Below are 25118 nucleotides of genomic sequence, written 5' to 3' on the forward strand. Positions count from 1 at the left end.
TGGCTGGCGTGCCGTCAGGCGGGGGGCGCTGCTGCGTAAGCTGGTTCCGCAGTTGCCAGCGCTTGCGGCACCGGCTGAGGTTTGTACTCGCCCACCTGCGCAGTCTTCACGCGGTTGCGCCCGTCTTTTTTGGCGGCGTACAGCGCTTTGTCCGCAACAAGCATCAAGGCATCGAGCGTACAGTCTGCGCCGCCGGTGCCGGCCACACCAATGCTGCACGTGTACGGCGGGATGCCCGGGCCGACGTGGTGCAGGATCGCGCAGCGCACCGCTTCGGCCTGTGCATGGGCGCTGGCCATATCGACACCCGTCAGCAGGATCGCAAACTCTTCACCGCCAATGCGGGCCAGCGGCGTGTCGGGTGGAATGGCGTTGGCCGCGCTGCGGCAGAAGTCGAGCAGCACCTGGTCGCCCACGCTGTGCCCGTAGTGGTCGTTGATTGATTTGAATTGGTCCAGATCGACCAACAGCAGGGCGATTGGCAGGCCAGAGCGCGCGGCGGCCGCGCGTTGCCGCTCATGAACGCAGGCAAATGCGCGGCGATTGAGCAGGCCGGTCAGTGGGTCGATGGAAGAGCGTTGTTCCAGCTCGGTTTGCAGGCGGCACGTGGCCGCCATGATAAAACCGACGGTCAGGATCAATGCCGTCATGCTGTAGCTGGCCAGATAGGCGATCTGAAACGGCGTGACGGCGTAGAGATCCGTCTCGGCCACCCGGTCGGGCAACAGCGCAGTCACGCAGCGGACCGCGACGATCAGAAGCTGGATCACCAGCGCCACCGCCAGGAACCACGTATTGAAATGGCGCTGGCCATGGCGTACGACCAGCACCAGCTGCGCGCCATAGAACACGCTCAGGACGAACGTGATGCAAGCCAGCCGCGCCATGTAATCGGGCTGCACGAGCGACCACCAGGCAATGCCCGCAGAGCCGGCCACCACCAGGGCACACAGCAGGCGCCAGCGCAGCGGGCGGCCATAGAACGCCTGGATGCCGAACAGCCACAGGCAGAAGCCCACCAGCAGCATGGCGTTGCCACCCACCAGTGATGCCCACTCCGGCAGATAGCTGCGCAGCATCAGCAGGCAGCCCGCCACAAACAGCACCGCTGAACCCAGTGCCCACGCACCCAACCCGCGGATGAAGCGTGGAAAACCGCGATAGACCGAGAACTGGACGACCGCCATCAACCCGACCGTGATGACGGCGATGAGGGTGACAGTGCGGAGGTCGATCGGGATCGGCATGCGGGCGCTCGTACGGGTTCCCGTGCGGGCTGGGGCGGATGAGTGAGAGGGCCACAGCCGGTTAAGTTGACTGGTACCGGATCGTAGGGAGCGGCATGCATCGCGCACACCCTGCCGTCAGGGGGAGTTTGCGATTGTTTTCAATTTAAAATTACTTAAATCTGATGTTTGATTTACTTTCTTCTCGCTTCAGACGGGGCTACCGCGCTCGCAGCACCGACGGCGGCATGCCCAGCAAACGCTGAAAGCTGCGGCGCATCCGTTCCGTATCGCCAAATCCGCATTCGGTCGCCACGCGCTGCATGGACGTGGCGCCGCTCTCCAGCGCGGCGCGGGCAGCCTCCACGCGCAGCTTCTCGACGGCCTTGGCAGGTGTGAGACCGATCTCGGCCTGGAAGGCGCGTGCGAAGTGGCGCGGGCTCATGCAGGCGTGTTCGGCCAGGTCGCCCACGCGGTGGGGCGCACCCAGGTTGCGGCGCACGTGATCCAGCAGGGGTTTGAAGCGGCCGCGCGCGGAGTCCATTTCGTTGAGCGCTGAGAACTGCGATTGCCCGCCGGGGCGACGGTAATAGACGACCAACTGCCGTGCCACCGCGCGCGCCACGCGCTCGCCCAAGTCATCGGCAATCACCGCGAGTGCGAGGTCGATGCCGGCGCTGATGCCCGCGCTGGTCCAGAAGCGGCCGTCGTTCACGTAGATGTGGTCGGCCTCCAGCTGCACCTGCGGGAAGTCTCGTGCGAACTGCTCGCTACGGCACCAGTGCGTGGTAGCGCGCCGCCCGTTCAGTACACCTGTGGAGGCCAGCAGCAGGCTGCCCGAGCACACGCTGGCCACGCGCGCGCCACGCGCCGTGCAGCGCTGCACGAAACGGCGCGTGCGAGCATCCAGCATGGCGGCGTCCACCCCATCGCCGCCGACCACGAGCAGGGTGTCGACCTGGCTGGCGGGCGGTAGGGCCTCGGCCGCCCAGAGTGCACCGGATGAACTGCGCACCAGGCCGGGCTGTGCGGCCACGACCCGCAGCGCGTAGTGGCCATCGCGGTAGCGGCTGGCCACCTCAAATGCGGCCACTGGCCCGGCGGCATCGAGCACCTGGAAGTCAGGAAACACAAGAACGGCAATGCGATGGGACATGGCGGTGGGTAGGCGCGGATGGCAGTAAATGCGGGAAGCATGACATTGCTGCCAACACGATAGAGCGCGATGCTACGCAACGTCAACCTACCCAACAGGAGATTCGTGCCATGAGTGCTTCCCCCTTCATCGTTGTGTTTGCCTTGTTCGACCGCGTGACCCAGCTGGATTTCACCGGCCCCAACGAGGTGTTCTGGCGCCTGCCCGGCGCGCAGTGCGTGATGGCTTCGGCGCGTGGCGGAGAGATCCGCGCAGATGGCGGCCTCACCATCACGAACGTGCAGCGTCTGGCTGACATTGAACGTGCCGATCTCATTTGCGTACCCGGCGGCTTTGGCGTGATCGAAGCCATGGCCGATGCCGACTTCGTGCGTGAAGTGCGCCGGCTGGCGGACGGCGCGCGTTATGTCACCTCGGTGTGCAGCGGGTCGCTCGTGCTTGGTGCCGCCGGCTTGCTGCGCGGCAAGCGTGCGGGCTGCCATTGGGCGTGGCGTGATCTGCTGCCGCCCTTCGGCGCCATCGTTGACGAGCACCGCGTGGTGCGTGACGGCAACCTCATCACCGGCGGCGGCGTAACGGCGGGCATCGACATGGCGCTCACCGTCATGGCCGACATTGCGGGTGCTGAGTATGCGCAATCGGTGCAGCTCGGCATCGAGTACGCACCGGCGCCGCCGTTCGAGTGCGGGCGCCCCGAGCTGGCTGCGCCGCAAGTCCTCACGGCCGTGAAGGCACGGCTGGACAACCTGCGCGCGGATCGCCACGCTGCGGTGCAGAAGGCGGCACAACTGCTTTGAATGTGCGCGGTGCGCGCGCAGAGATTACGGCGACAATGGCGTCCTTTCCCGATGTCATTGCCGCCAGGATCGGCGCACCGAACCGCACATGAACACTCCGTCCCCCAATCAGAACGCCAGCAGCTCCGGTGGCCCCATCGGCATCGTGGCCGCCCTGCATGAAGAGATCAACGAGCTGCTGACGCTGCTGTCCGGTGCGCGCGCCGTGCACATCGGCAGCCGCGATTTCTGGACGGGCGAGCTGGATGGCCAGGCGGTTGTTGTGGTGCTGTCGCGCGTTGGCAAGGTGGCCGCGGCGTCCACGGCAACCCTGTTGGTCGCGCAGTTTGGTGTGCGGGCTGTGGTGTTTGCTGGCGTGGCCGGTGCGTTGGCGCCGGGGGTGGCGGTGGGCGATGTGGTGGTGTCGTCCGAACTGCTGCAGCACGATGTGGATGCCTCGCCGCTGTTCCCGCGCTGGGAGATTCCGCTGACGGGCGTCGCGCGCTTTCAGGCCGATGCGGCGCTGGCGCAGGGGCTGCTCGAAAGCGCCCGGGCTGTGCTGGCCGATCCGCTTGGGCTGCTGGGGCAGCCGGTCATGGAGGCGTTCGGTATTGCCGCGCCGCAGGCCCACGCCGGTCTCATCATCAGTGGAGACCGTTTCGTTTCCACCTCGGCCGAAAGCGCGACGCTGCGGGCAGCATTGCCTGACGCGCTAGCCGTTGAAATGGAAGGCGCCGCAGTGGCGCAGATCTGCCACGAGTGGGGCGTACCGTTTGCCGCCATCCGCACGATCTCTGACCGCGCAGACGATGCGGCCAGCGTGGACTTCGCACAGTTCATTGCGGAAGTGGATTCGCGCTACAGCGTGGCCATTCTGCGCCAATGGCTGTCAGGGGCAGCACAGGCTGCTTGATTACCCCTGCAGGTACGGTACGAGGTGCTTCAGGGCGTTTTCCACATACGCCTCTTTCTCACCCACAGGTGCCACGTAGTGCAGCGCTTCGGTGGCGGCTTCCAGGCCTTCGGTGCGTGCAATGACCCACGCCGCCAGGTACGGTGAAGCAAAACACCCGCCTGCCGTCGCCACATTGCCATTCGCATAGAACGGCTGGTTCAGCACTTCTACCCCTGCTTCCTGCACCCAGGGTTTGGTGGTCAGATCCGTGCATGCCGGCACGTTGCCGACCAGCCCCAGCTTGGCGAGGACCAACGTGCCGGAACACTGTGCGCCGATCAGCTGACGCGCGGGGTCGAGCGCCAGGCGCGCCATCAGCGCCGTATCAGCGACGACCTCACGCGTGCGCACGCCGCTGCCGACGAGGACAGCGTCCGCAGTACGCGCCGCTTCCAGCAACGATTGCGCATGGATCGTCACACCGTTCATTGACGTGACCTCCGCTTGCGGGCAGCACAGCGTCACACGCCAATTGGGCTTCTTGATGCGGTTGAGCACGCCCAGGGCGATGAGCGAGTCCAGCTCGTTGAATCCGTCAAAGGTGAGGATGGCGATGTGCATGGCAGTCCTGGATGTGCTGGTCGGAGCCCAGTTGGGTGGGGATGTGGGGCATGCTAGGGTGCAATGGCAATACAATCAAAAAATTGTCATTAATACATCCGTACGCCCGGTCCCCCGCAATGACGCAAGCCCGCTATCAGCCATTGGTCGATGCACTGGCCGCGCAGATCCGCTCTGGTGAGCTGCCGCCCGGCACGCGCTTGCCTACGCACCGTCGGCTGGCCGCGCACCACGGCATTGCGCTGGTCACGGCCACGCGCGTATATGCGGAACTTGAAGCGATGGGACTGGTGAGCGGCGAGGTGGGCCGCGGCACCTTCGTGCGCGAAGCCGCACTGCCGCGTGGCCTGGGGGTCGACCAGCAGGCCGTGGCGGCGGGGGTGGTGGATCTGAACTTCAACTACCCGTCACTGCCGGGGCAGGCCCAGTTGCTGAGCCGTGCGCTGCGGCAGCTTGCAGCCCAGGGCGATCTTGAAGCACTGCTGCGTTATGCCCCGCATGGTGGTCGGCCGCACGAGCGTTCCTGTGTTGTGCGGCACTTGGCGCTCCGTGGCCTGACGGTTGCGCCCGACAATGTGCTGGTCGTTGATGGTGCGCAGCACGGGCTGGCCGTGACAGCCGCAGCATTGTTGAAACCGGGTGACGTGGTGGCCGTGGACGCGTTGACGTACCCCGGCTTCAAGGTGCTGGCCGAGATGCTGCATCTGGAGCTGGCGCCGGTTCCCGCAGCAGGGCAGGGCATGGATCTGGACGTGTTGGAGCGCTTGTGCACGCGCCGCCGTGTTCGCGCCGTCTATATCATGCCCACGCTGCACAATCCGCTCGGCTGGGTCAGCGGTATCGCCTGGCGGCGCCGGCTGGTCGCCATCGTGCGTCGACACGGGTTGATTGCGATTGAGGATGCCGCCTACGCATTCCTCGCAGACGATGCGCCCACGCCATTGGCAGCGCTTGCGCCGGAGGCGACGGTCTATGTGTCGGGCCTCTCCAAGAACGTGGCGACAGGCCTGCGCTTTGGTTTTGTTGCGGCGCCGGCGGCCTGGGTGCACAAGCTCGAACGCGCCATTCGCGCCACCACCTGGAACACGCCTGCCATCATCACGGCCCTGGCGTGTGCGTGGCTGGGCGACGGCACGGTCACCCGCCTGGAAGCCGAGAAGCGGCGCGACGCAATCGAACGTCAGGCCATCGCACGCAAGGCCTTGGCCGGGCTGACGCTCATCAGCCATCCGGTGTCGTATTTCGTCTGGCTTGTCTTGCCGCCGGAAGTGCGGGCAGACCACGTGGCAGCAGTCTTACAGGCAGACGGGATCTCCGTATCCACGGCGGAGCCCTTCGCAACATCGAAGCAGGTGCCGCACGCGTTGCGCCTGGCGCTGGGCTCTGTGGCGCTTGACCGGTTGCCGGCCGTGCTGCAGGTCGTCCGGCAGCGCGTTGAGGAACAGGTCGACCGATGAAGGTGGCTCCCCCTAACGTCTGTCAGCTTGAATACACTCACACCCCAACAACGACATCCGACCGCTTTACCGATGGGAGAACGTATGAAGCACTGGCTTGTGACACTGGCAGGATGGGCAATCTGCGCCTGCGCAACGCTGAGCGGCACGGCGCACGCTGCCGAGTTTGCTACGTTGACGGTTGCCGTTGGCGGGCAGCCGCGCATGTGGACGCGCGAGGCACTGCTGCACAACCCGCGCCTGATCGACGTCACCGTGGAAGACGAAAACCTGAAGCGCCGCCTGACCTTCAAGGCCGTTCCCGTGACTGAATTCTTCAAAGGCCAGCCGACCAGCCCAGACGCCAGTGCCACCACCGTCGCCAGCGACGGCTATGTATCGCATCTGCCGATGCGTCTGCTGCTGGCTGACCGCGCCGACGGGCCGCGCGCCTGGCTCGCCGTGGAAGACCCGGACACTCCCTGGCCAACGCTCAAGGGCCAGGACATTGGGCCGTTCCGCCTGATCTGGACGGCGCCGCCGGCCAAGGCCTCCGTGGTGAACGAAAGCCTGTGGACGTACAACATCGTGCGCATTGACGTGGCTGCGCAGCCGCAGGAGCGCTTTGCGGCCATCCGGCCCGCAGCCGGGCTGCCTGCCGATGGCCCTGTCATGCGTGGCTTCGCCACTTTTCAGCGCGTTTGCTTCTCTTGCCACACGCTCAACCGCGCGGGCGACGCCACGCTGGGGCCCGACCTGAACGTGCCATACAGCCCGGTCGAGTATCTCGGTGACGAGAAGCTGCGCCACCTCATTCGTGATCCGCAGTCGCTGCGCTGGTGGCCGAATGCGCGCATGTCGTCCATTGATGAGAAGACGCTGTCCGAGGCACAGCTCAATGACCTGCTGGCCTACTTCCACCATATGGCGCATCACAAGGTGGCAGCCCCGCATTGATGTGCTTTGGCGTTAGTGCCCGAACTGCGCCTGGTATTGCGATGGCGTGAGATCAAACCGGCGGCGAAACGCCTTGGCCAGATGTGCCTCCGAACCAAAGCCGGCATCGCGGGCGGCGCGCTTGACGGAGTCGCCCGCTTCCAGATGTGCGCGGGCGGCCTGCAGCCGCAGCGTTTCCAGAAAGGCGCGTGGCGTCATGCCGGTTTCGCGCGTGAAGCGGCGGTGGAAGGTGCGGGGCGCCTCACCGGCCGCCGCTGCCATCTGCTCGACGTCGATCGGTTCGCGCAGGCGCGTGCGCAGCCAGTCGACCAGCGCGGCGTACTGCCCGGACTGGGTTTCCAGCGCCAGCGAGTACTGCGACTGATTGCCCATGCGCCGCACAGCAAGAATCAACTGCTTGGCCACCCGCGCCGCCACCCAGCGGCCAAGGTCCTGCTCGACCATCGACAGGCACATGTCGATGCCCGCCGTGACACCGCCTGACGTCCACGCCTTGCCGTCCTGTACGTAAAGCGCATCGGGCTCGACCGCAACGTTGGCAAAGACCTGCGCGAGCAAGTGTGCGGATGCCCAGTGCGTGGTGGCGCGGTGTGCATCGAGCAGGCCCCAGTGCGCCAGCACGAATGCGCCGGTGCAGACCGACCCGAACCGCCGCGCCGAGGCGCACACCTCGCGCGCCCACTGCGCCAAGGCGGTATCGGCGCCTGTTGCCAGCAAGCCCTCGCGTTCGCCACCGGCAACGATCAGCGTGTCGATGGCGGTCGATGCCAGCGAGGCGGTCGATTCCGTATCGATGGCAATGCCATTCGACGCCCGCACCAGCCCGCCCTGCGACGAGACCGGCACGACGCGGTAGGCAGGCTCCACGTTGAAGGCATTCGCCATGGTAAACACATCGGCGGGGCCTGCTACGTCCAGCATCTGCACCGCTGGGTAGGCGACCAGCGCGACTACGCGCGGGCCCGTCGGGCGGCGGTTTGCATCGGACCGGGGCACAGTGGGTGCGCGTGGCATGGCTGGAGCAGTGTTGGCAGAAATCGACAAATCATTGTCATTGCTGCCAATGGGAGCGTCAAGCTACGCTGGATTTCCCCAAGACTGCGCACACGTCTGACCATGAACCTGGCTTTCTTTTCAACGTTCAACTGCCTGCTTGCCCGGGAGGGGCGTTGATCGTGCGGCGCGTTTTGCTCGCCGGCTGGAGCGTGTGCGCCATGGCTGTCGGCCTGGCTGGCTGCTTTGCATTGCAGGTGCATCAGGACCCAGGTGGTGTGCCCGCTGCCGTGCATCATGCGGATGCATCCGTCGCGCAGTCTGAGATTCCCGCCAACCATGCGCACCCGTGGCGCGCCCGGCCGCTCGTGGCCGTGGTCGGGCATAACGCCAATACGGAGCTGACCGATTTCGTGGTCCCCTATGGCGTGCTCAAGCGTGCTGAGGTGGCGGATGTGGTTGCCCTCGGCACGCAGCCGGGGCCGATCCAGATGTTTCCCGCGTTTCGTGTGGAACCCGATTCCACCATCGACGCATTCGACGCGCGTTTTCCCGATGGCGCGGACTACGTGGTGGTGCCGGCCGTGCATGAGGATGACGATCCGCGTCTGCTGGCCTGGGTGCGCCAGCAATGGGCCAAGGGCGCGACGGTGATCGGCGTATGTGACGGTGCATGGGTGCTTGCGCGTGCCGGCCTGCTGGCGGGCCGCCGCGCGACTTCTCACTGGTATGCGCGCGATGCGCTGGCCAGGCAGTTTCCGCAGACGCACTGGGTGTCCGGCCACCGTTACGTGGCCGATGGCCGTGTTGTGACGACGACTGGCGTGAGCGCCTCGGTGCCCGTCACACTGGCGTTGATCCAGACGATTGGCGGGGTAGAGCGCGCCCGTGCTGTGGCAGGTGCCATCGGTGCGCCGGATTGGTCAGCTGAACACGCAAGCGCAGGCTTCAGGTTGAGCCCACGGCACCTGTACACGGCGGCCAGCAACATGCTGTCGCTGTGGCGGCGCGAAACGCTCGGCGCTGCCCTGCAACCCGGTGGTGATGACGTTGCCCTGGCGCTGGTGGCCGATGCCCATGCCCGTATCTATTTCACGCGCGTGCTGGCAACGGCGGGCACCTCGGGCGGCGTGCGCATGGGCAGCGGCCTGGTGTTTCTTCCTGACCGGGTGGGAGCGGCAGCAAATGCGCTACCGCTGCTATCCGACACACCGCGACTGCCTCGCGCCGTGGTTGCGCTGGACATGGCACTCGATGACATCGCCCAGCACCACGGTGGCGATACCGCAGCGTTCGTTGCGCTTCAGATGGAATATCCGATGCGTAGTGCAGCGCGTCATGTACCGCCACGACCCTAGGCCCGGATTGAGGATGCCGCGTATCGGGCCGGCAATCGGACCGGGAGTCGACCTGCAAACGTTTTCCAACGCTGGTTCGTGATGCTGTCAGGCCACATCTCCCCAAATTTGGGGATAGCCCGGATGCAAGACTTCTGCCAAACATGGCGGTATGACACCGAGCGTGCAGCGTAGGGCCAGCGATTGCTGGAGCCTTGCGCAGCATCGGTGTGCGCGGCGCTGTCACGAGGAAGGGGAAGATCAGCATGGCATCCGAACGTTCGGCCGACAACGTCATTGCGGCGCTGTATTCCGCCGCAGTCGATCCGAAGGCGTGGAGTACTGCGCTGGAAGCATTGCGGCACTTGGCCGATGCGCGCGCCGCCAACTGTTTCGTGCATGACGCGGTCACGGAAGGCTTTCTCGAGTACCGCTTCGTTGGCTACAGCACCAGCTGGGCGGACGACTACGCGAAGCACTATCACAGCCTTGATCTCGCGCGCGGGGTGTTGCTGCGCCAGCCGGCCGGCAGGATGTACCCCATGCACCGCTACGTGTCGAGCAACGTCGTGGCGCGCAGCGAGTACTACCAGGATTTTTACCTCCCAGAGGGGCTCCGATACTCATGCGGCGGCACGCTGTTCGACGGCAATCGGCGCCTGATTCTGGCGGTGCATCGTCCGGTCGGCCACCGGCCGTATGAGCAGCACACCGTGCGTGAACTCCAGCGGGTTCTGCACCATTTGCCGAACGTATTTCGCGTGAAGGACGTGGCTACGCGCGGGCAAGACAGTGCAGCGCTGTCGAGCGGGGCGCTCGCTGCGCTGCCACGCGGCGTGGTGATCGTGGACGAGGGCATGAGCATCCACTACGCCAACCTTGCCGCTGAGGCCCTATTGAACCAGTCGACAGGGCTGCTTGTGAGGGGGAACCGCCTGGGCTGCACTGTTGCGGCGCTGGCAACGCTACTGGTGCGACGGGTGAGAGCGGCCTGCGATAGCGTGCCGAAGGTCGATCCTGTGCCGCTGTACATGACAGACGAGGACGGTCGGGTCGCCATCGAGATGCACGTCGTGCCCTTGCAGCCGCACCTCGCAGCCGATGTCATGCGCCCCCAGCCGATGGCCATGGTTCTGTTGCGATGCCCCTTCTACCGATCGACGTGGCCACGTTCTGCGCATCGGCCCTACGATCTGACGCATGCAGAGATGGCAACGCTGGCGGCGATGATCGAAGGCTTGACGCCTGGCGAGCATGCCGAGAGAAGCGGCGTGCGGATCAGCACCGTACGCAGCCAGATCAAGGCGATCCTGGCGAAGACGGGCTCCCGCCGCATTGCTGAGGTGGTTGCACTGTTTGCCGCGGTCGACATGCCGCGCGCGGATCGCTCGGCTTCCTGATCTATTGCGCCGCCCACGCAACCAGCGTGGCAACCGTATTCATATTGCGCGCGGTGCCCGTCTTGGCGGCGGGAATCTTCAGCTTGGAGTGCGCCATGCCGTCGCCGTAGTGCACGTAGATCTCACGTGCGCCAAGGGCGACTTCCTCTTCCTGCCGGCCGCTCATGGCGACCAGCGTATCGGCGGGCGGGGGGCCATCCAGAAAGATGGCGACTGTCCGATTGGCGGCCTGGGCCTTGAACGGATTGCCCTCCAGCACCGCGGCCAATTCCGCACCCGTGCGCACGAGCACACCCACGGGCTTGCCGGCGTAGTCCTCCAGGCAGCGCTCCAGCTTGGCCTTGACCGAGGCTTCAGAAAGCCGGCTCTGAAAGACCACATTGCCGCTTGCAATATAGGTGCGCACGTTGGTCAGGCCAACGGATTCGCACATGGCGCGAAGGTCGGCCATGGGCAGCTTGCCGGTACCGCCAACATTCACGGCCCGCAGGAAGGCGACATAAGTCGGCATGGGGGAGGTATCTCCTGATTCTGTCGGTCAACTTACCAACGCAACGGTTGCGTACATTTTGTTACTGGTGTGACGGGAATGTATAACCCGGGCCGTCGCACGCCCGGTATTCTGCGCCGCGAATCGATTGATCCAGGTGCGGCCTGCCAACGGGGGTGTGGCGCATCCTGCATTTGAGCATGTGCAAACAAGGAGAACCCAGCATGTGGAAGAAGATTGCCCCAACGTTGATCGTTGCCGCACTCGCCGGTCTGACGGCCTTGCCGGCAGCGGCCGATGATTTGCGCAATGCGCTCGGTGGCGCATTGGGCGGCGCAGGTGGCGCTGCCGTGGGCGGCGCGCTTGGCGGCCAGACGGGTTCGGTGATTGGCGGTGCGATTGGCGGCGGTGCCGGCGGTGCACTGACGGCCAACGGCCGCGAGCGCAAGGGCGCCATCGTTGGTGGCGCACTGGGCGGCGGCGTGGGTGCTGCTGCGGGCAACGCCATGGGCGGCCGCACGGGCGGCATCGTCGGCGCGGGCCTGGGTGGCGGTGCGGGCGCGGCACTGGGTGGCAACGTGCAGCGCAATTCGTACGCCGACCATGACGACCACGGCCGCCGCCGCCGCGGCAAGCATCACCATCACCACTGATGTGATGTCCACCTGGGGGTGTGCGCACTCCCGGGTGCCCAGATTTTCCTGCCTTCAATCAGCCGTTCTGGCTGACGGTGCCCATTCCCAAGACACATCTCTGACGCCGGGTCGCCGTTGACGCCTGCGCGGTCTACCATACCGTGGCAATCGATGTCGCCACGCAGGAGACCGCCATGACGCAACGCTTTGACGCCATCATCATCGGTACCGGGCAAGCTGGCCCGGCGCTGGCCGCGCGGTTGTCCGGCGCCGGCATGCAGGTTGCCATCATCGAGCGCGGGCGGTTTGGCGGCACGTGCGTCAACACGGGCTGCATTCCTACCAAGACACTGGTGGCCAGCGCTTACGCCGCGCGTCTTGCGCAGCGGGCTGCCGAGTACGGCGTGATGATCGATGGGCCGGTCAATGTCGACATGGCACGCGTGAAGGCACGCAAGGACGAGATTTCCGGGCGCTCCAGCCAGGGCGTGGAACAGTGGGTCCGCGGACTTGAGCACTGCACTGTCTTCGAGGGCCATGCACGCTTTGAAAGTGCGCAGACCGTGCGTGTCGGCAATGCTCTGCTGGAGGCCGAGCGCATCTTCATCAACGTTGGCGGGCGCGCGCTGGTTCCCGCGATGCCGGGGTTGGACCAGGTGCCTTGCCTCACCAACGCCACCATGATGGACGTGGACTTCCTGCCCGAGCACCTGATCGTAATCGGCGGCAGTTACGTGGGGTTGGAGTTCGGCCAGATGTATCGGCGCTTCGGCGCACGCGTGACGATCGTGGAGAAAGGCCCACGCCTGATCGCCCGTGAAGACGAAGATGTATCGCAGGCGGTGCGTGAGATTCTGGAAGCCGAGGGCATCGACGTGCAGGTGGCCGCCAACTGCCTGAGCGTGCGCAGCGAAGCCGGCAACGTGGTGGTCGGGCTGGATTGCGCGGGCGGCGCGCGAGACGTGTTGGGCTCGCACCTGCTGCTGGCCGTGGGGCGTGTGCCCAATACCGATGATCTGGGCCTGGACAAGGCCGGTGTTGAGACCGATGCGCGCGGGTACATCCGTGTCGACGAGCAACTGCGCACCAACGTCTCCGGCATCTGGGCCCTGGGCGATTGCAACGGGCGCGGCGCGTTCACGCATACGTCTTACAACGACTACGAGATCGTCGCGGCCAACCTGCTCGATGGTGACCCGCGCAAGGTGTCAGACCGCATTCAGGCGTACGCCATGTACATCGATCCGCCGCTTGGCCGCGTTGGCATGACGTTGACGGAGGCCAAGCAATCGGGCCGCAAGCTGCTGGTCGGCAACCGCCCCATGACGCGCGTTGGGCGTGCGGTGGAGAAAGGCGAGAGCCAAGGCTTTATGCGGGTGGTGGTCGATGCGCAGAGTCACGAGATTCTCGGCGCGGCGATCCTGGGCGTGACGGGGGATGAGGTCGTGCACGCGCTGCTCGATGTGATGTACGCCAAGGCGCCGTACACGACCATCAGCCGTGCCATGCATATCCACCCGACTGTGTCGGAACTGGTGCCGACGCTGCTGCAGGAGATGCAGCCGGTGGTGTAGCGCCCGAGCCGAACGCAGACAGGGCGCACCCATCACACCCCCAGGTGAATCGACGGAAGCACCGTGCTCAGCCGCGCCACCACCAGCGTGTCGACCTGGAACAGCATTGCAATGGCCGTGACGACGACCGCCGCGCCAAACACCTGCTGCAGGCGCTGTGCATACCGCGACACCTTGCGGACCTGCGCGGTGACATAGCGGCCGCCATAGGCGATGGCGAGCAACGGAATCGCGGCGCCTGCAGAGAACAGCGCAAGCAGCACCCCGGCGCGGCCCAGGTCCTGCGCCTTGGCCACCAGCGCCAGGATGGCGGCCAGCGTGGGGCCGGCACACGGTGTCCAGACCACGCCCAGCGTCATGCCCAGTACGAACCCGCCCGCCAAGCCAGTGCCAGTGCGGGATGCCACCCCCGCAAAGCGATCGATGATGCCGCCCAGCGGCGCCACGAGCTGCTCGAACGCGCTGGGCCACAGGCGGGCCAGCCCCGACAGCAGCAGGATCACAATCGCCAGGGTGCGGATGGCGTCCTGCGCCCAGGCAAGCGAGCTGGAGAGCGCGCCAAATGCCACGCCCAGCGCAGAAAACGCGAGCACGAAGCCCAACGCAATTGCCACCGGGCGCAGCGCACTGGACTCGTCGCTGGACGCACTCAGCACCATGGGCAGCACCGGCAGCACACACGGCGATGCAATCGTCAATACGCCGGCCAGCGCGGCAAGAATGAGGTCAATCATCGGGCGTCTCCTGGTTGGTTGATCCGATGACTGCATTGAATGCCCCACACGTATCGCGGCGGTTTCTGCCGGCCCGCGCAAGTGCAATGTTTCTTGTTCAAGAGCCCGCCAGATACAGAGCGATACAAAAGGCCGTGCAAACCGCCGCACAATGCGTCCATCGCCTGCCGTCGGTGCTACGGTGCGCCTGCTGAAAGGATGCCTGCCATGAAGGATCTGCTGCTGCTTGCCACCATGACGTTCTCCGCATTGACCTGTGAACTGGGTGGTGCGGGCGTTTGCCGCTGGGCGGCACCCGGGCCGGCCAATATTGTTGGCAGGCGGCTGACCAAGTCCGACCGGCGCCGGCACGCCACCCCGTTGCCGACCCAGCTTCCCACCCCCATCGAGCGCAAACCATGAGCCAGCCCGACCACATCCTCATCGTTGACGACGACCGCGAGATCCGCGAGCTGGTGGGCACCTACCTTGAGCGCAATGAGATGCGCGTGACGCTGGCCGCCAATGGACGCGAAATGCGTGCCGCACTCGACAAGGGCTCGGTCGACCTCATCGTGCTCGACCTCATGCTGCCCGGTGAAGACGGCCTGGCCCTGTGCCGCGACCTGCGTGCCGGCCCGCGCAAGAACCTGCCCATTCTCATGCTGACCGCCCGCAACGAAGAGGCCGACCGCATTCTCGGCCTGGAGATGGGGGCTGACGACTACCTTGTGAAGCCGTTTGCCGCACGTGAACTGCTGGCCCGCGTGCGCTCTGTGCTGCGCCGCACGCGCATGCTGCCGCCCAACCTGCAGATCACCGAGGCAGCTACCCTGCTGGCCTTTGGCGACTGGCGGCTCGATACCACGGCGCGGCACCTGCTGGACGCGCAGGACGTGGTCGTCGCCCTGAGTGGTGCGGAATACAAGCTGCTGCGAGTGTTTCTCGACCACCCCCAGCGGGTGCTCAGCCGTGACCAGTTGCTCAACCTCACACAAGGCCGCGATGCCGAGCTGTTCGAGCGCTCCATCGACCTGATGGTGAGCCGCTTGCGGCAACGCCTGGGCGACGACGCGCGCGAGCCCAAGTACATCAAGACCGTGCGCAATGGCGGATACGTGTTCGCCTCGGTGGTGGAGATTCGCGAGGAGCGCGCATGACAGTCTTGCGCACCTTGCACCTCTGGCCGCGCACCTTGTTTGCGCGCCTGATGGTCATCCTGCTGGTGGGGTTGGCACTGGCGCAGGGGCTGGCCTTCAGCCTTGTCTTGCATGAGCGCTCCGATGCGGCTGACCGGCTGATGCTCGGCAACCTGGAAACCGACGTCGCCAGTTCCGTCGCTATGCTCGACATGCTGCCCGCAACCAAGCGCGAGCTTTGGGCAGACCGACTGAGCCGGCGCACGTACCGCTACGAGCTCGATGCCGGCATCCGCAGCGATACGCCGCCGCGCGACGCCTTGTCCCGCGAGGCGGTGGCCACCATCGATCGCGCGCTGGAGGGCCGGTACAACGTCACCGCCAACGCAGTGCCCGGTGGCGGCAATCAGTACCAGGTGCACCTGACACTCACCGATGGCAGTCCGCTCACGATCGACGTGCATCCGAATCCCATGGGTCTGTCGACCTGGCTGCCGGTGCTGCTGGGTGTGCAGCTCGTGTTGCTGGGCGGATGCGCGTGGCTGGCCGTGCGCCTGGTCACCCGCCCGCTCAAGCAGCTGGCCACCGCTGCAGAAAGCCTCGGCCCCGATCTCAAGAGCGAAGCGATTCCAGAACACGGTCCGGTGGAGGTGGCGCACGCAGCGGCGGCCTTCAACGCCATGCAGCAGCGCATTGCCGGCTATCTGGCCGAGCGTGTGCAGATCCTGGCGGCGATCTCGCATGACCTGCAGACGCCCATCACCCGCATGCGCCTGCGGCTGGATCTGATGGACCCGTCTGAAACGCAGGAGCGGCTGGTGCAGGATCTGCGCGCAATGGAGCATCTCGTGTGCGAAGGCGTGACCTACGCCCGCACGCTGCACGGCAGTGCCGAAGCCCCCGCCCGCGTGGACATCGACGCGCTGCTCGACAGCCTGAGCTACGACTACCGGGACGGCGGTACGCCCATCATGGTGGAGGGCAAGGTCGGTACGCCCGTTGAAACCCGGCCGCAGGCGCTGCGGCGCATCCTGACCAACCTGATCGACAACGCCATCAAGTTTGGCGGCGATGCGGAGGTGGCAGTATCGCGCGAGTCCGGCAACCTGGCCATCGTGGTGATGGACCGTGGCCCGGGCATTCCCGAGGCGGAACTGGAGCGGGTGATGCAGCCGTTCTACCGGCTGGAGACGTCACGCAACCGGGGCACAGGCGGTACGGGTCTGGGCTTGGCGATTGCGCAGCAACTAGCGCAGGCCATGGGTGGACGTCTGGCGCTGGCCAATCGTCAAGGGGGCGGGCTGCAGGCAACGCTGACGTTGCCTGCGTGAGTGATGATCGTGCCGCCCTCAGGGCACGATCGAGAGGAACAGGTAGGCCGCAAAGATCGCGAGGTGAACCACGCCTTGCAGGATCGTCGTGCGGCCCTTGCCCAGCGTGAGCGCTGACACGATCAGGGTCAGGAACAGCAGGACCATCTCCTTCGGCCCCAGGCCCAGTTCCAGCGGCCGGCCAATCCAGATGAACACGGCGGCCACCGTGGGGATGGTCAACCCGATACTCGCCAGTGCCGAGCCCAGCGCGAGGTTCAGGCTGGTCTGGATGCGGTCGGCGTTGGCGGCGCGTGCGGCAGCCAGCCCCTCGGGCAGCAGCACCAGCGCGGCAATGACGATCCCCACCGTTGCTGCCGGTGCGCCCGCGTTCAGAATGGCCGCTTCCACGAAGGGGGACAGCACCTTGGCCAAGCCCACCACTGCCACCAGGGACACCATCAGCAGCACGGCGCTGAACGCGGCCACGCGCGCCGGGGGCGGCGGTGCATGCACGTCTTCGTCAGAGCTGTCGGCGAGAAAGTAATCGCGGTGGCGGATGGTCTGCACGATCACGAAGCAGCCGTACAGCACCAGTGATGTCACCCCGGCAAAGCCGAGTTGCGAGGAGGTGAGGATCGGGCCGGGTGTGGAGCTGGTGTAGTTGGGCAGCACCATGGTCAACGTGACCAGCGCGGCCAGCACGGCCAGCGCGGCGTTGGCGCCCGGCGCCTGAAAGGCCTGCTCGCGGTGCCGCAGGCCGCCCACGAACAGGCACAGGCCGACGATGCCGTTACAGATGATCATGACCGCCGCGAATACCGTATCGCGCGCCAGCCCGGCCTTCTCAGGCCCGGATGACAACATGACCGACACGATCAGCGCCACCTCGATCACGGTCACGGCAATGGCCAGCACCAGCGTGCCGAACGGTTCGCCCACCTTGTGCGCGACCACCTCGGCATGGTGCACGGCGGCAAAGACGGCGCCGGCCAGCGCCAGCCCCATCAGCGCGATCAACCAGCCGGGAGGTGTCATGAGCGTGCCGGCCACCAGCACCACCCACGCGAGCAGCGGGGCGGCGATCGTCCAATGGGGCAGCTTGTTGGAAGTGACGGCCATGGAGGGTTCCTTGTTGTTGTCTCAACGCCACCGGTGGGCAGCGAAGGGCGTGGATTCGGAGTGGCCTACATATATAGCATGCGCCGCGACCGACTTATCCTCGCCTGTCACGGCCTGTGACAGCGCGGGGGCTGCCACCTCCTGCGCGCTGGCCGTCAAAGCGCACGCCAGGTGGCGGTCAACCCGAACGCGCCCAGCATGGCTGCCGAGCGCGTCAACCTGCCAGGATCACTTGGCGGGGGTTGCTGCGGAGACTTCCTGGCTCCAATAGCTCGGCAGTGCGCCGTACGGGTTCGGCAGCGTCTTGGACGTGAAATACACACTGCCCGCGCCCTTGGCAGACGCGCCGCGCATGAAGGTCTGCATTTGTGTGGCTGATGCGGCGTACACGATATGCGCGAAGCGGCTGGCCGGGTAGTTGGCCTGCCAGGCCAGCGGCGCGTACTTGGTGTAATTGCGCGCGCTGTCCTCGAACGTGACGATCTGGTCTGCCACCGGCAGGCTGGCGTAGATTTCCGGCACGTTGGTGCCCGGGTTGCCCGTGACGGTGTAGGCGGGCGACAGGCCCTTGATGTAGTTGTAGACCGATTGGTAGAACTGCACGTGGGCGGTCACGCTGTCGGCGGTCATCTCGTCGATGAAGAAGCCGTCGACCTGGTACAGCGCCAGATAGGTGTGGATGTCCTGCACCACGGCCGACAACGCCCGCTTTGCGTACGAAGTCGACACGTAGCCGATCACCTTGCCGCCCGCGGCGTGTACCTTTGCCACTGCGGCAACGTAGTTCGGGTCTTGCGTGGTGCCCGGGCCGCTGTTGGGGTTGAGGATGACGGTGGTCGGTACCGACTGCGCCGTGGTGGCGAGCGTGTTCCACTGGGTGGCGCCGCTGCCGGATGGGTAGATGTAGGCCGGCACCAGCAGGCCTTCGGCCCTGGCGTGCGATGCACCTGCCAGCGCGCATGCCGCAAAGGCGATGGCCGACCCGACCATACGTGCTGAGCGTGCCACCGAACGTGCCACCGAACGAACCACGATATGCGTGGCCAATGCGGGCGCGAGCCCCCCCGTGACTGTCTTTTTCATGATATGCCTCCTGACGGTGCAGTCGTCTGCATCCGTCAATTGGCCCGCCGCCATTGCGGGTCAGCGGGCAACTGGCTGACTTCCAGGCGGTTCACCGTTTGGAAGCCCCTATAGCTTTGCGTCGCCGGATCACTCCGGTTTTGCCAAACCTCTGGGCGCATGCCCATTAGCCGGAAACTCTACCGGGGCGTCGTGCCGGCGGCAAACATAGATTGCGCAAATGCGCGGGGAATGCCCGAGAGCGTTGTCGGAAACCGACGCACCGCGCCCCTACGCGAAACAGAGCATTGACGCCGTGCGTGGATTCATAGATTTCGCGCATCAACCAGCGCCGCGAATCATATGGTGAATCCGCAGGCGCCTTTCAGCTGGGGATGACGGCGGACGGGAATGCCCGGATTGCCTGCGGCGCCATTCTCCGGGCGTGGGCGCAAACCGAATAGGAATTCGTTTGCGTGGTGCGGGGGCGTGTGATGTGAGTGCGCCAGACTGGTGTTTTTCTTCGCCCCATTTCCTTAGGCAGCGCACGGGTTTCTTTATGCTGACCAAGTCCGGATGCTAGTCTGGGCGCTCACCTATTTGACGGTGGCCTCACACCCTAAAAGGCTTGATGAAGGGAGCGGCGACAGTTGCCGCATGACGATAGAAGCGCGCCGCAGACATTGCATCGCAGGCGATGCGCGCTCCCGGAGACCACGTCCACATGCAGACCGACGACATTCATCTGCGCCAGGCTTCGCTCGACGATTGGAGCGATGTCGCCGCGCTCCTCAGACGCTGCGGACTGCCCGCAGAAGATACCCAGGGCAGCATCGACGCCTTTCACGTGGCCCTCGACATGGGCCGCATCATCGGCTGCGTGGCGGGAGAGCAGGGCGGCCGCTCCATCGTGGTCCGCTCGGTGGCGGTCGACCCCATCTACCGGGACCGCGGCATCGCCAGCCGGCTGATCGAAACGCTGCTCCTGCGCGCACGCGGCACAGGCGCGCGCGAAGCGTATCTCCTCTCGACGACTGCACCTTCGTACTTCGCACGCTGGGGTTTCTCGCTGTTTCCGGCGGAGAAGGTGCCGACGGAAGTGCGCGCGTCGATGGTCTTCCGCAATGCGGAGCGCTCCTCGGCGCTGTGCATGCGGTGTGACTTGCGATAGGGCAACACGGAGCTCGGCGGCCCGGCCCGTGCCATCTTTCCTCTGGCCGCCGCCATGACGTCTGGCGCATTCCGCCGCCACGCGACCCACACGTATCTTCAGTCCACGCAGCGCGGTCTCGCGCCGCTGCGCGTCCATCTGCTTAACCGACTGAGGAGAACCTGCAATGAACACCCGCTCGAACCTGTTGATCGTCCGCATCGCGCTGCTGGCGGTGGTGTCCCTGATCGTTTCGCTGGCATCGACGGCCGCATTGGCTGACCCGCCCGCGACCGTCGCGTCGTGTGAGGGCATCAAGGATGCGTACCCGATTCTTGGTACGCAATGCGTCAACAACTACGCCAAGATCAACCACGCACCTGCCAACGCGGCGGAGCGGCGCGAAACCTACTTCGCACGCGTTGCGGTGCTGCAAATCTTCCGCAAGGCCCTGCTGTGCAATGGCATGTACGGCGCGTCCAAGTCGGCGCAGCAAAACTTCTCCAGCGGTGAAGCGGGTCACCTGCTGGCGCTGGCCAATTTGAACGCTGCCATGACGGGCGCGGGTGACCCGAATGTGCCGGCGCTCTATGCGGCGGGTGACCTAAATAGCATTTCGATCAACAAGACGCAGTGCAAGTAGGCCTGTTGCGGTGATGAGTCAGCAGACGTGCCGCCCTACGCTCACCACCAGGGCGGTCACGTACAGGCCCAGACCGAACACCGCGTGTGTCACCACGCTGTGCAACCGCGCCACGGCAGGGCGCGGCGTGCGGCTGGCCGCAATGCCGGCACCCATGGCGGGCTGCATGACGAAGAAAGGCGCCACCACGCTGCCAATGCCGACGATCAGCGCCGGGCTGATCGTCGGATGACACGCCCAGTCGAGCCCCCACCCTGCCAACAGCATGGCCGCGAAAGCGATGCCGATCACGTAGTGGGCAGTCCAGCCGATCACGCGTTCGCCAGCAATGGGCGTTGAACCACCAATGGGATGGTGCCGGACGCGCCCCCGGACCAGATGGCCAAGCCAACGCCCGACCAAGCCGTAGTCCAACGGCGGCACGCCAAGCAGCCGTTGCCGGACGATGGCCCAGATGTCCATGACGACCGTGGCGCCTGCGCCGATCAGCAGCGCGCAGAGCAGTGTGCGTGTGGTCTCAGTCATGTGCCGACTCCACGCGCGCGGCGCATGCGCGGGCGATCCAGCACGCAGCGGTGAAGCGGACTTCTGTGCCGTGCACATAGGGCTCGAACGCCGTGCGCATTGCATCGATCACGCGCACGCGCGTTTGCGAGTCCGCCTCTTGCAGCGCCAGCCCGACGGGGCCGAGCCGGCTGAGGTAGGGCACCAAATCCCGCTCGGGCAGGGTGCATGCAAAGTCGACGGGCTGGATGTCGATGTCGGTCCAGCCGCTGGCGGCCAGGGTGCAGGTCATCCGGCTGCGGTCCGCAAAGGCGAACTGCCCAGGCGCGCCGGGTTTGCGCGGCGGCAGGTTCGGCATCAGCGGCGCCGCCGCGCGTTCCGCAGCGGTCATGAACGGGTTGTCGGCAGGGCCACGCCACGCGATGAAACAGAGCGCCGCGCCGTCGCGTGCAGCACTGCGCAGGTTGGTGAACGCCGCGACCGGATCGTCGAAGAACATCACGCCCAGGCGCGAGACGATCATGTCGAAGGCGGCGGGTTCGAAGGCATAGGTCTGTGCGTCGGCACGAATGAAGCGCGTGGGTGTTGTTTCGCGCTGTGCGCGCTCACGGGCGGTCTGCAGCATCGGCGCGGAAATGTCGATACCGAGGCAGCTACCGTTGTCGCCAAGCTGGCGCGTGACGGCGAGTGTCGTGCTGCCGGTGCCGCAGCCGACGTCGAGCACGTGCTGCGCCCGCTGGGCACTCACCGCTTCAACAAGCCGGTCTTCAAGAGGCTGGAATATCTGGTCGAGCGCTGTCTGGGTGGCAACCCAGGCGTGCCCGGCGTGGCCGTTCCAGAGGGCGGCTTGCGCGCCGTCGTTTGAGGGCGTGGTCTTCATGATTGCGGTCCTGTGCGCGCCATCCAGGCGCGAGGACTACACTGTGCAAGTTCAAGTCGACTTGAGGTCAAGGGGTGAGCACGCTGGACATTGCCGAAGTGACGCAGCACGCGGGTGTGCCCGCATCAACGCTGCGGTATTACGAAGAGAAAGGGCTGATTGTCTCGACCGGCCGACGCGGGTTGCGTCGCCAGTTCCACGCCGACGTGCTGGAGCGGTTGGCGTTGATTGCGCTGGGCCGAGCGGCGGGCTTTTCGCTCGATGAGATTGCCCACATGTTCGCGCCCGGCGGGCAGTTGCAGGTCGAACGGCAGATGCTTGCCGCCAAGGCCGATGAGCTGGACCGGACGATCCGCCGGCTCACCGCCATGCGCGACGGCCTGCGGCACGCGGCGGTGTGCCCCGCGCCGAGCCACATGGAATGCCCGACGTTTCAGCGGATCGTGCGGGCGGCCGCATCGGGCGCAATTGCGCCGGCCGGCACCCCGGAGCCGTGTCCCCGGCGCCAGCGGGCGCGCTAGCGGCGTGCGACAATTCGGCACCCCAAGTTGCACATAACCAACCAGGAGATCCCGATGACCGCATCTGCTGCTGTATTCGCCATTCTCGTTGCATTGCTGCTTGGGGCGATGATCCCGGGGCCGAGCTTTGTGCTGGTGGCGCGCAACGCCATCGGCTTGTCGCGCCGCGATGGTCTGGCCACTGCGCTGGGGATGGGCGCGGGTGCGCTCTTCTTCGGCGGTCTGGCGCTGGCCGGGCTCTACACGCTGCTACAAGCCGTCGAGTGGCTCTACATCGGCCTGAAGATGGCCGGCGGCGCTTACCTGACTTATGTTGCGTGGAAGATCTGGCGCGGCGCCAAGCATCCCATCGCCATGGACGAGCGTGTTGCACCGCAGGCCGGCAGCGCGCACAAGTCGTTCTGGACGGGTATCACCACGCAGATGAGCAACCCTAAGACGGCGATCTGGTACGGCAGTATCTTTGCCGCGCTGCTGCCGCAGCATCCGCCGGTGTGGTGCTATTTCGTATTGCCGCCGCTGGTGTTCCTGGTTGAGTTCGGCTGGTACACGATTGTCGCGCTGTGCTTTTCGAGTCGCGTGCCGCGCGAGATGTATCTGCGCGCCAAGGCCTGGGTAGACCGTGTGGCCGCCGTTGCGATTGCCGCGCTTGGGCTGCGCTTGATTCTGACGGCGCCCAAGGCCGGGCTGTAATGCCCCTCGGATTGGCCCCCGGGGCGGGTTACACCGCCCTCGACACGGTTTCCCGCAGCCACTGATGCGCCGGGTCTCGATGCACCCGCTCGTGCCACAGCATCGACATCTCATACCCAGGCACTTCCACCGGCGGCTCGACTACCTGTAGTGCGCTGGCACCGCGCACGAGCCGCTCGGGCAGCATTGCCACCATATCGGTGCTTGCCGCCGCCGTCATCACAAACAGGAAGTGCGGTACCGACAGCACCACGCGGCGCGTGGCACCCGCGGCCTTGAGCGCTTCGTCCGTCACGCCGAAGAAGCCTCCGCCATCCGGCGACACGATCACATGGTCCAGCGCGCAGAACTGCGCCAATGTCGGCTTGCGCTTGAGGCGCGGGTGCCCCGCACGGCCGACCAATACATAACGCTCGGTGAACAAGGTGCGACGGCGCAGGCCGGGTGGAGCGCCATCCGTGGTGTGGAAGGCGAGATCAATCTCCCCCTGTTCTGCCTGCTTTTCAATGCGCGGTGGCACCAGTTCGAGAATCGCCAGCCGCGTGCCTGGCGCGGCGCCACGCAGGGCGGTGAGCGACGGCAGCACGATGGTCGATTCACCGTAGTCTGTGGCGGCCACGCGCCAGGTGTTGTTGGCCTGCGTCGGATCAAACGGGCTGGCGGGTGCGACGGCCTGTTCCAGCGCTTCCAAGGCTTGCCGCAGCGGCTCGCGCAGTGCCTCAGCGCGCGCGGTCGGGCGCATGCCGCGCGGGCCGGGCAGCAGCAACGGGTCTCCAAAGATGTCGCGCAGCTTGGCCAGATGCACGCTCACGGAGGGCTGCGAAAAATTCAGCCGTTCTGCCGCGCGCGTGACGTTGTGCTCGGTCAGCAGCACGTCCAGCGTGACCAGCAGGTTGAGGTCCAGCCGTCTGAGATTATTCATGGCTATGCCTGGAATATGGATTATTCATTTCCAATATACCTCGGCGGCCACCATTCTTGAGCCTTCTCAGATTGGAGTTGCTGCCATGAATGTCCTGATCGTCTACGCCCACCCAGAACCCAGATCGCTCAACGGCGCCCTCAAGAACTTTGCCGTCCGGCATCTGGAAGCGGCCGGCCATACCGTGCAGGTGTCAGACCTGTACGCCATGCAGTGGAAGCCCCAGCGCGATGCCGGTGACAGCACGGTCGCGCCGATTGGCCCGCACTTTGATGCGTCGCTCGATTCGAAGCACGCTTTCCAGAACGGCTTTCAGACCGCCGACATTGCCGCTGAGCAGGCCAAGTTGCGCTGGGCCGACGCCGTGATCCTGCAGTTTCCGATGTGGTGGTTCTCGATGCCGGCCATCCTCAAGGGCTGGGTCGAGCGCGTCTATGCCTACAGCTTTGCCTATGGCGTGGGCGAGCACTCCGACACCCACTGGGGCGACCGCTACGGCGAAGGCACACTGGCCGGCAAGCGAGCCATGCTGATCGTCACCGCGGGCGGCTGGGAGTCACACTACAGCCCGCGCGGCATCAACGGCCCGATCGACGACATCCTGTTCCCGATCCAGCACGGCATCCTGTACTACCCAGGCTTTGATGTAGTGCCGCCGTTCGTGACGTTCCGCGCCGGTCGCATGGACGATGCGCGGTTTGCGCAGACCACCCAGGCGCTCGGCGAGCGGCTCGATACGTTGTTCACTGCCGAGCCGATTCCGTTCCGCCGGCAGAACGCGGGGGAGTATGAGATCCCGGCGCTCACGCTGCGTGCGGAAGTGGCACCCGATCAATCGGGCTTTGCGGCGCACATCGCCTAGACGGCCAGCGCTACAATTTGCGGCTTGCACTGTCGGGGGGGGGGGCCGGTTGTCTTTTGGGCGGCGCGGCGGGGGGGTTGTTGGGTCAATTTTTTTTTTTG

The 25118-nt window shown here is 65.7% G+C and carries 27 protein-coding genes and 1 riboswitch; of the genes, 16 read left to right on the top strand and 11 right to left on the bottom strand.

Features of this window, described 5'->3' with window-relative positions:
* Positions 1-14 precede the first annotated feature (14 nt).
* Entirely contained in the window at positions 15-1247 is a 1233-nt protein-coding gene (locus R2N11_RS24640) for a GGDEF domain-containing protein (RefSeq protein ID WP_199026938.1), read from the bottom strand.
* A gap of 199 nt (positions 1248-1446) precedes the next feature.
* Complete coding sequence (locus R2N11_RS24645; RefSeq protein WP_199026941.1) at positions 1447-2382, bottom strand: GlxA family transcriptional regulator; 936 nt, start codon at positions 2380-2382, stop codon at positions 1447-1449.
* Between the two features lie 110 nt (positions 2383-2492).
* Between R2N11_RS24645 and R2N11_RS24650 the strand changes: the two genes are divergently transcribed.
* Together R2N11_RS24650 and R2N11_RS24655 are read left to right on the top strand one after the other, a co-directional pair.
* Positions 2493-3179, top strand: coding sequence for a DJ-1/PfpI family protein (locus R2N11_RS24650; protein WP_199026944.1), 687 nt, complete (start codon positions 2493-2495; stop codon positions 3177-3179).
* 88 nt (positions 3180-3267) lie between these two features.
* Positions 3268-4071, top strand: coding sequence for a 5'-methylthioadenosine/adenosylhomocysteine nucleosidase (locus tag R2N11_RS24655; protein WP_316682732.1), 804 nt, complete (start codon positions 3268-3270; stop codon positions 4069-4071).
* Here the strand turns inward: R2N11_RS24655 and R2N11_RS24660 are convergent, their stop codons facing one another.
* Positions 4072-4674, bottom strand: a complete 603-nt coding sequence (locus R2N11_RS24660; protein WP_316682733.1) for a DJ-1/PfpI family protein — start codon at positions 4672-4674, stop codon at positions 4072-4074. It lies immediately after the preceding gene.
* 119 nt (positions 4675-4793) lie between these two features.
* Here R2N11_RS24660 and R2N11_RS24665 point away from each other — a divergent pair, with 119 nt between their 5' ends.
* Together R2N11_RS24665 and R2N11_RS24670 are read left to right on the top strand one after the other, a co-directional pair.
* Positions 4794-6131 carry an aminotransferase-like domain-containing protein gene (locus tag R2N11_RS24665; protein ID WP_316682734.1) on the top strand — a complete coding sequence of 446 codons (1338 nt, stop codon included), beginning with the start codon at positions 4794-4796 and terminating at the stop codon, positions 6129-6131.
* 84 nt (positions 6132-6215) lie between these two features.
* Positions 6216-7067 carry a c-type cytochrome gene (locus R2N11_RS24670; protein WP_199026956.1) on the top strand — a complete coding sequence of 284 codons (852 nt, stop codon included), beginning with the start codon at positions 6216-6218 and terminating at the stop codon, positions 7065-7067.
* A 12-nt stretch (positions 7068-7079) separates the two neighbouring features.
* Here R2N11_RS24670 and R2N11_RS24675 read toward each other — a convergent pair whose 3' ends face one another.
* Complete coding sequence (locus tag R2N11_RS24675; protein ID WP_316682735.1) at positions 7080-8081, bottom strand: GlxA family transcriptional regulator; 1002 nt, start codon at positions 8079-8081, stop codon at positions 7080-7082.
* A gap of 200 nt (positions 8082-8281) precedes the next feature.
* On the opposite strand from R2N11_RS24675, the gene R2N11_RS24680 reads away from it, so the two are divergent.
* Both R2N11_RS24680 and R2N11_RS24685 read left to right on the top strand, forming a co-directional pair.
* Positions 8282-9418 (top strand): DJ-1/PfpI family protein, encoded by a 1137-nt coding sequence (locus tag R2N11_RS24680; RefSeq protein ID WP_316682736.1) that lies wholly within the window; start codon positions 8282-8284, stop codon positions 9416-9418.
* A gap of 245 nt (positions 9419-9663) precedes the next feature.
* Positions 9664-10797 carry a helix-turn-helix transcriptional regulator gene (locus R2N11_RS24685; protein ID WP_199026961.1) on the top strand — a complete coding sequence of 378 codons (1134 nt, stop codon included), beginning with the start codon at positions 9664-9666 and terminating at the stop codon, positions 10795-10797.
* A 1-nt stretch (position 10798) separates the two neighbouring features.
* Here the strand turns inward: R2N11_RS24685 and R2N11_RS24690 are convergent, their stop codons facing one another.
* Positions 10799-11308 (bottom strand): DUF1697 domain-containing protein, encoded by a 510-nt coding sequence (locus R2N11_RS24690; RefSeq protein WP_199026964.1) that lies wholly within the window; start codon positions 11306-11308, stop codon positions 10799-10801.
* Positions 11309-11511: 203 nt separating this feature from the next.
* On the opposite strand from R2N11_RS24690, the gene R2N11_RS24695 reads away from it, so the two are divergent.
* Together R2N11_RS24695 and R2N11_RS24700 are read left to right on the top strand one after the other, a co-directional pair.
* A complete protein-coding gene (locus R2N11_RS24695) occupies positions 11512-11940 on the top strand; it encodes a hypothetical protein (RefSeq protein ID WP_199026967.1) in 429 nt (142 codons plus the stop codon).
* Between the two features lie 176 nt (positions 11941-12116).
* Positions 12117-13496: an FAD-containing oxidoreductase gene (locus R2N11_RS24700; RefSeq protein ID WP_316682737.1), complete on the top strand. Its 1380-nt coding sequence runs from the start codon at positions 12117-12119 to the stop codon at positions 13494-13496.
* Between the two features lie 32 nt (positions 13497-13528).
* Here the strand turns inward: R2N11_RS24700 and R2N11_RS24705 are convergent, their stop codons facing one another.
* Positions 13529-14230 (bottom strand): cytochrome c biogenesis CcdA family protein, encoded by a 702-nt coding sequence (locus tag R2N11_RS24705; protein WP_316682738.1) that lies wholly within the window; start codon positions 14228-14230, stop codon positions 13529-13531.
* A 207-nt stretch (positions 14231-14437) separates the two neighbouring features.
* On the opposite strand from R2N11_RS24705, the gene R2N11_RS24710 reads away from it, so the two are divergent.
* From R2N11_RS24710 to R2N11_RS24720, 3 genes are read left to right on the top strand one after another with little or no spacing between them, the layout of a single operon-like run.
* Positions 14438-14632 (top strand): hypothetical protein, encoded by a 195-nt coding sequence (locus R2N11_RS24710; RefSeq protein WP_316682739.1) that lies wholly within the window; start codon positions 14438-14440, stop codon positions 14630-14632.
* Entirely contained in the window at positions 14629-15369 is a 741-nt protein-coding gene (locus R2N11_RS24715; RefSeq protein WP_199026978.1) for a response regulator, read from the top strand. The genes R2N11_RS24710 and R2N11_RS24715 overlap by 4 nt, the downstream gene beginning before the upstream one ends.
* On the top strand, positions 15366-16679 hold the full coding sequence (locus R2N11_RS24720) for a sensor histidine kinase (protein ID WP_316682740.1): 1314 nt from the start codon (positions 15366-15368) through the stop codon (positions 16677-16679). Before R2N11_RS24715 ends, R2N11_RS24720 begins: the two co-directional genes overlap by 4 nt.
* Before the next feature lie 18 nt (positions 16680-16697).
* Here the strand turns inward: R2N11_RS24720 and R2N11_RS24725 are convergent, their stop codons facing one another.
* A complete protein-coding gene (locus R2N11_RS24725; RefSeq protein WP_316682741.1) occupies positions 16698-17780 on the bottom strand; it encodes a calcium:cation antiporter in 1083 nt (360 codons plus the stop codon).
* 228 nt (positions 17781-18008) lie between these two features.
* Positions 18009-18770 (bottom strand): spherulation-specific family 4 protein, encoded by a 762-nt coding sequence (locus tag R2N11_RS24730; protein WP_430715475.1) that lies wholly within the window; start codon positions 18768-18770, stop codon positions 18009-18011.
* A gap of 156 nt (positions 18771-18926) precedes the next feature.
* A riboswitch (cyclic di-GMP riboswitch) is annotated at positions 18927-19018 on the bottom strand.
* Positions 19019-19566: 548 nt separating this feature from the next.
* On the opposite strand from R2N11_RS24730, the gene R2N11_RS24735 reads away from it, so the two are divergent.
* Entirely contained in the window at positions 19567-20013 is a 447-nt protein-coding gene (locus R2N11_RS24735) for a GNAT family N-acetyltransferase (protein WP_199027023.1), read from the top strand.
* 166 nt (positions 20014-20179) lie between these two features.
* A complete protein-coding gene (locus tag R2N11_RS24740) occupies positions 20180-20635 on the top strand; it encodes a hypothetical protein (RefSeq protein ID WP_316682743.1) in 456 nt (151 codons plus the stop codon).
* Positions 20636-20653: 18 nt separating this feature from the next.
* Here the strand turns inward: R2N11_RS24740 and R2N11_RS24745 are convergent, their stop codons facing one another.
* Together R2N11_RS24745 and R2N11_RS24750 are read right to left on the bottom strand one after the other, a co-directional pair.
* Positions 20654-21160 carry a DUF2938 domain-containing protein gene (locus R2N11_RS24745; protein ID WP_199026988.1) on the bottom strand — a complete coding sequence of 169 codons (507 nt, stop codon included), beginning with the start codon at positions 21158-21160 and terminating at the stop codon, positions 20654-20656.
* Positions 21153-22019 carry a class I SAM-dependent methyltransferase gene (locus tag R2N11_RS24750; protein WP_316682744.1) on the bottom strand — a complete coding sequence of 289 codons (867 nt, stop codon included), beginning with the start codon at positions 22017-22019 and terminating at the stop codon, positions 21153-21155. Before R2N11_RS24750 ends, R2N11_RS24745 begins: the two co-directional genes overlap by 8 nt.
* Before the next feature lie 74 nt (positions 22020-22093).
* Here R2N11_RS24750 and R2N11_RS24755 point away from each other — a divergent pair, with 74 nt between their 5' ends.
* Both R2N11_RS24755 and R2N11_RS24760 read left to right on the top strand, forming a co-directional pair.
* Entirely contained in the window at positions 22094-22540 is a 447-nt protein-coding gene (locus R2N11_RS24755) for a helix-turn-helix domain-containing protein (protein WP_316682745.1), read from the top strand.
* Positions 22541-22594: 54 nt separating this feature from the next.
* Entirely contained in the window at positions 22595-23233 is a 639-nt protein-coding gene (locus R2N11_RS24760; protein ID WP_316682746.1) for a LysE family translocator, read from the top strand.
* 28 nt (positions 23234-23261) lie between these two features.
* On the opposite strand, the gene R2N11_RS24765 is transcribed toward R2N11_RS24760, so the two are convergent.
* Positions 23262-24155: a LysR family transcriptional regulator gene (locus tag R2N11_RS24765; RefSeq protein WP_316682747.1), complete on the bottom strand. Its 894-nt coding sequence runs from the start codon at positions 24153-24155 to the stop codon at positions 23262-23264.
* Between the two features lie 85 nt (positions 24156-24240).
* Between R2N11_RS24765 and R2N11_RS24770 the strand changes: the two genes are divergently transcribed.
* Positions 24241-25017 carry an NAD(P)H-dependent oxidoreductase gene (locus tag R2N11_RS24770; protein WP_199026998.1) on the top strand — a complete coding sequence of 259 codons (777 nt, stop codon included), beginning with the start codon at positions 24241-24243 and terminating at the stop codon, positions 25015-25017.
* Positions 25018-25118 lie beyond the last annotated feature (101 nt).

Source organism: Ralstonia flaminis, from assembly GCF_958415495.1.
Taxonomy (GTDB): Bacteria; Pseudomonadota; Gammaproteobacteria; order Burkholderiales; family Burkholderiaceae; genus Ralstonia; species Ralstonia flaminis.

Excerpts from the sequence above, each read along its gene's own strand:
- R2N11_RS24640 (WP_199026938.1), bottom strand. The coding sequence starts at position 1,247 with ATGCCGATCCCGATCGACCTCCGCACTGTCACCCTCATCGCCGTCATC.
- R2N11_RS24645 (WP_199026941.1), bottom strand. The coding sequence starts at position 2,382 with ATGTCCCATCGCATTGCCGTTCTTGTGTTTCCTGACTTCCAGGTGCTC.
- R2N11_RS24650 (WP_199026944.1), top strand. The coding sequence starts at position 2,493 with ATGAGTGCTTCCCCCTTCATCGTTGTGTTTGCCTTGTTCGACCGCGTG.
- R2N11_RS24655 (WP_316682732.1), top strand. The coding sequence starts at position 3,268 with ATGAACACTCCGTCCCCCAATCAGAACGCCAGCAGCTCCGGTGGCCCC.
- R2N11_RS24660 (WP_316682733.1), bottom strand. The coding sequence starts at position 4,674 with ATGCACATCGCCATCCTCACCTTTGACGGATTCAACGAGCTGGACTCG.
- R2N11_RS24665 (WP_316682734.1), top strand. The coding sequence starts at position 4,794 with ATGACGCAAGCCCGCTATCAGCCATTGGTCGATGCACTGGCCGCGCAG.
- R2N11_RS24670 (WP_199026956.1), top strand. The coding sequence starts at position 6,216 with ATGAAGCACTGGCTTGTGACACTGGCAGGATGGGCAATCTGCGCCTGC.
- R2N11_RS24675 (WP_316682735.1), bottom strand. The coding sequence starts at position 8,081 with ATGCCACGCGCACCCACTGTGCCCCGGTCCGATGCAAACCGCCGCCCG.
- R2N11_RS24680 (WP_316682736.1), top strand. The coding sequence starts at position 8,282 with ATGGCTGTCGGCCTGGCTGGCTGCTTTGCATTGCAGGTGCATCAGGAC.
- R2N11_RS24685 (WP_199026961.1), top strand. The coding sequence starts at position 9,664 with ATGGCATCCGAACGTTCGGCCGACAACGTCATTGCGGCGCTGTATTCC.
- R2N11_RS24690 (WP_199026964.1), bottom strand. The coding sequence starts at position 11,308 with ATGCCGACTTATGTCGCCTTCCTGCGGGCCGTGAATGTTGGCGGTACC.
- R2N11_RS24695 (WP_199026967.1), top strand. The coding sequence starts at position 11,512 with ATGTGGAAGAAGATTGCCCCAACGTTGATCGTTGCCGCACTCGCCGGT.
- R2N11_RS24700 (WP_316682737.1), top strand. The coding sequence starts at position 12,117 with ATGACGCAACGCTTTGACGCCATCATCATCGGTACCGGGCAAGCTGGC.
- R2N11_RS24705 (WP_316682738.1), bottom strand. The coding sequence starts at position 14,230 with ATGATTGACCTCATTCTTGCCGCGCTGGCCGGCGTATTGACGATTGCA.
- R2N11_RS24710 (WP_316682739.1), top strand. The coding sequence starts at position 14,438 with ATGAAGGATCTGCTGCTGCTTGCCACCATGACGTTCTCCGCATTGACC.
- R2N11_RS24715 (WP_199026978.1), top strand. The coding sequence starts at position 14,629 with ATGAGCCAGCCCGACCACATCCTCATCGTTGACGACGACCGCGAGATC.
- R2N11_RS24720 (WP_316682740.1), top strand. The coding sequence starts at position 15,366 with ATGACAGTCTTGCGCACCTTGCACCTCTGGCCGCGCACCTTGTTTGCG.
- R2N11_RS24725 (WP_316682741.1), bottom strand. The coding sequence starts at position 17,780 with ATGGCCGTCACTTCCAACAAGCTGCCCCATTGGACGATCGCCGCCCCG.
- R2N11_RS24730 (WP_430715475.1), bottom strand. The coding sequence starts at position 18,770 with ATGGTCGGGTCGGCCATCGCCTTTGCGGCATGCGCGCTGGCAGGTGCA.
- R2N11_RS24735 (WP_199027023.1), top strand. The coding sequence starts at position 19,567 with ATGCAGACCGACGACATTCATCTGCGCCAGGCTTCGCTCGACGATTGG.
- R2N11_RS24740 (WP_316682743.1), top strand. The coding sequence starts at position 20,180 with ATGAACACCCGCTCGAACCTGTTGATCGTCCGCATCGCGCTGCTGGCG.
- R2N11_RS24745 (WP_199026988.1), bottom strand. The coding sequence starts at position 21,160 with ATGACTGAGACCACACGCACACTGCTCTGCGCGCTGCTGATCGGCGCA.
- R2N11_RS24750 (WP_316682744.1), bottom strand. The coding sequence starts at position 22,019 with ATGAAGACCACGCCCTCAAACGACGGCGCGCAAGCCGCCCTCTGGAAC.
- R2N11_RS24760 (WP_316682746.1), top strand. The coding sequence starts at position 22,595 with ATGACCGCATCTGCTGCTGTATTCGCCATTCTCGTTGCATTGCTGCTT.
- R2N11_RS24765 (WP_316682747.1), bottom strand. The coding sequence starts at position 24,155 with ATGAATAATCTCAGACGGCTGGACCTCAACCTGCTGGTCACGCTGGAC.
- R2N11_RS24770 (WP_199026998.1), top strand. The coding sequence starts at position 24,241 with ATGAATGTCCTGATCGTCTACGCCCACCCAGAACCCAGATCGCTCAAC.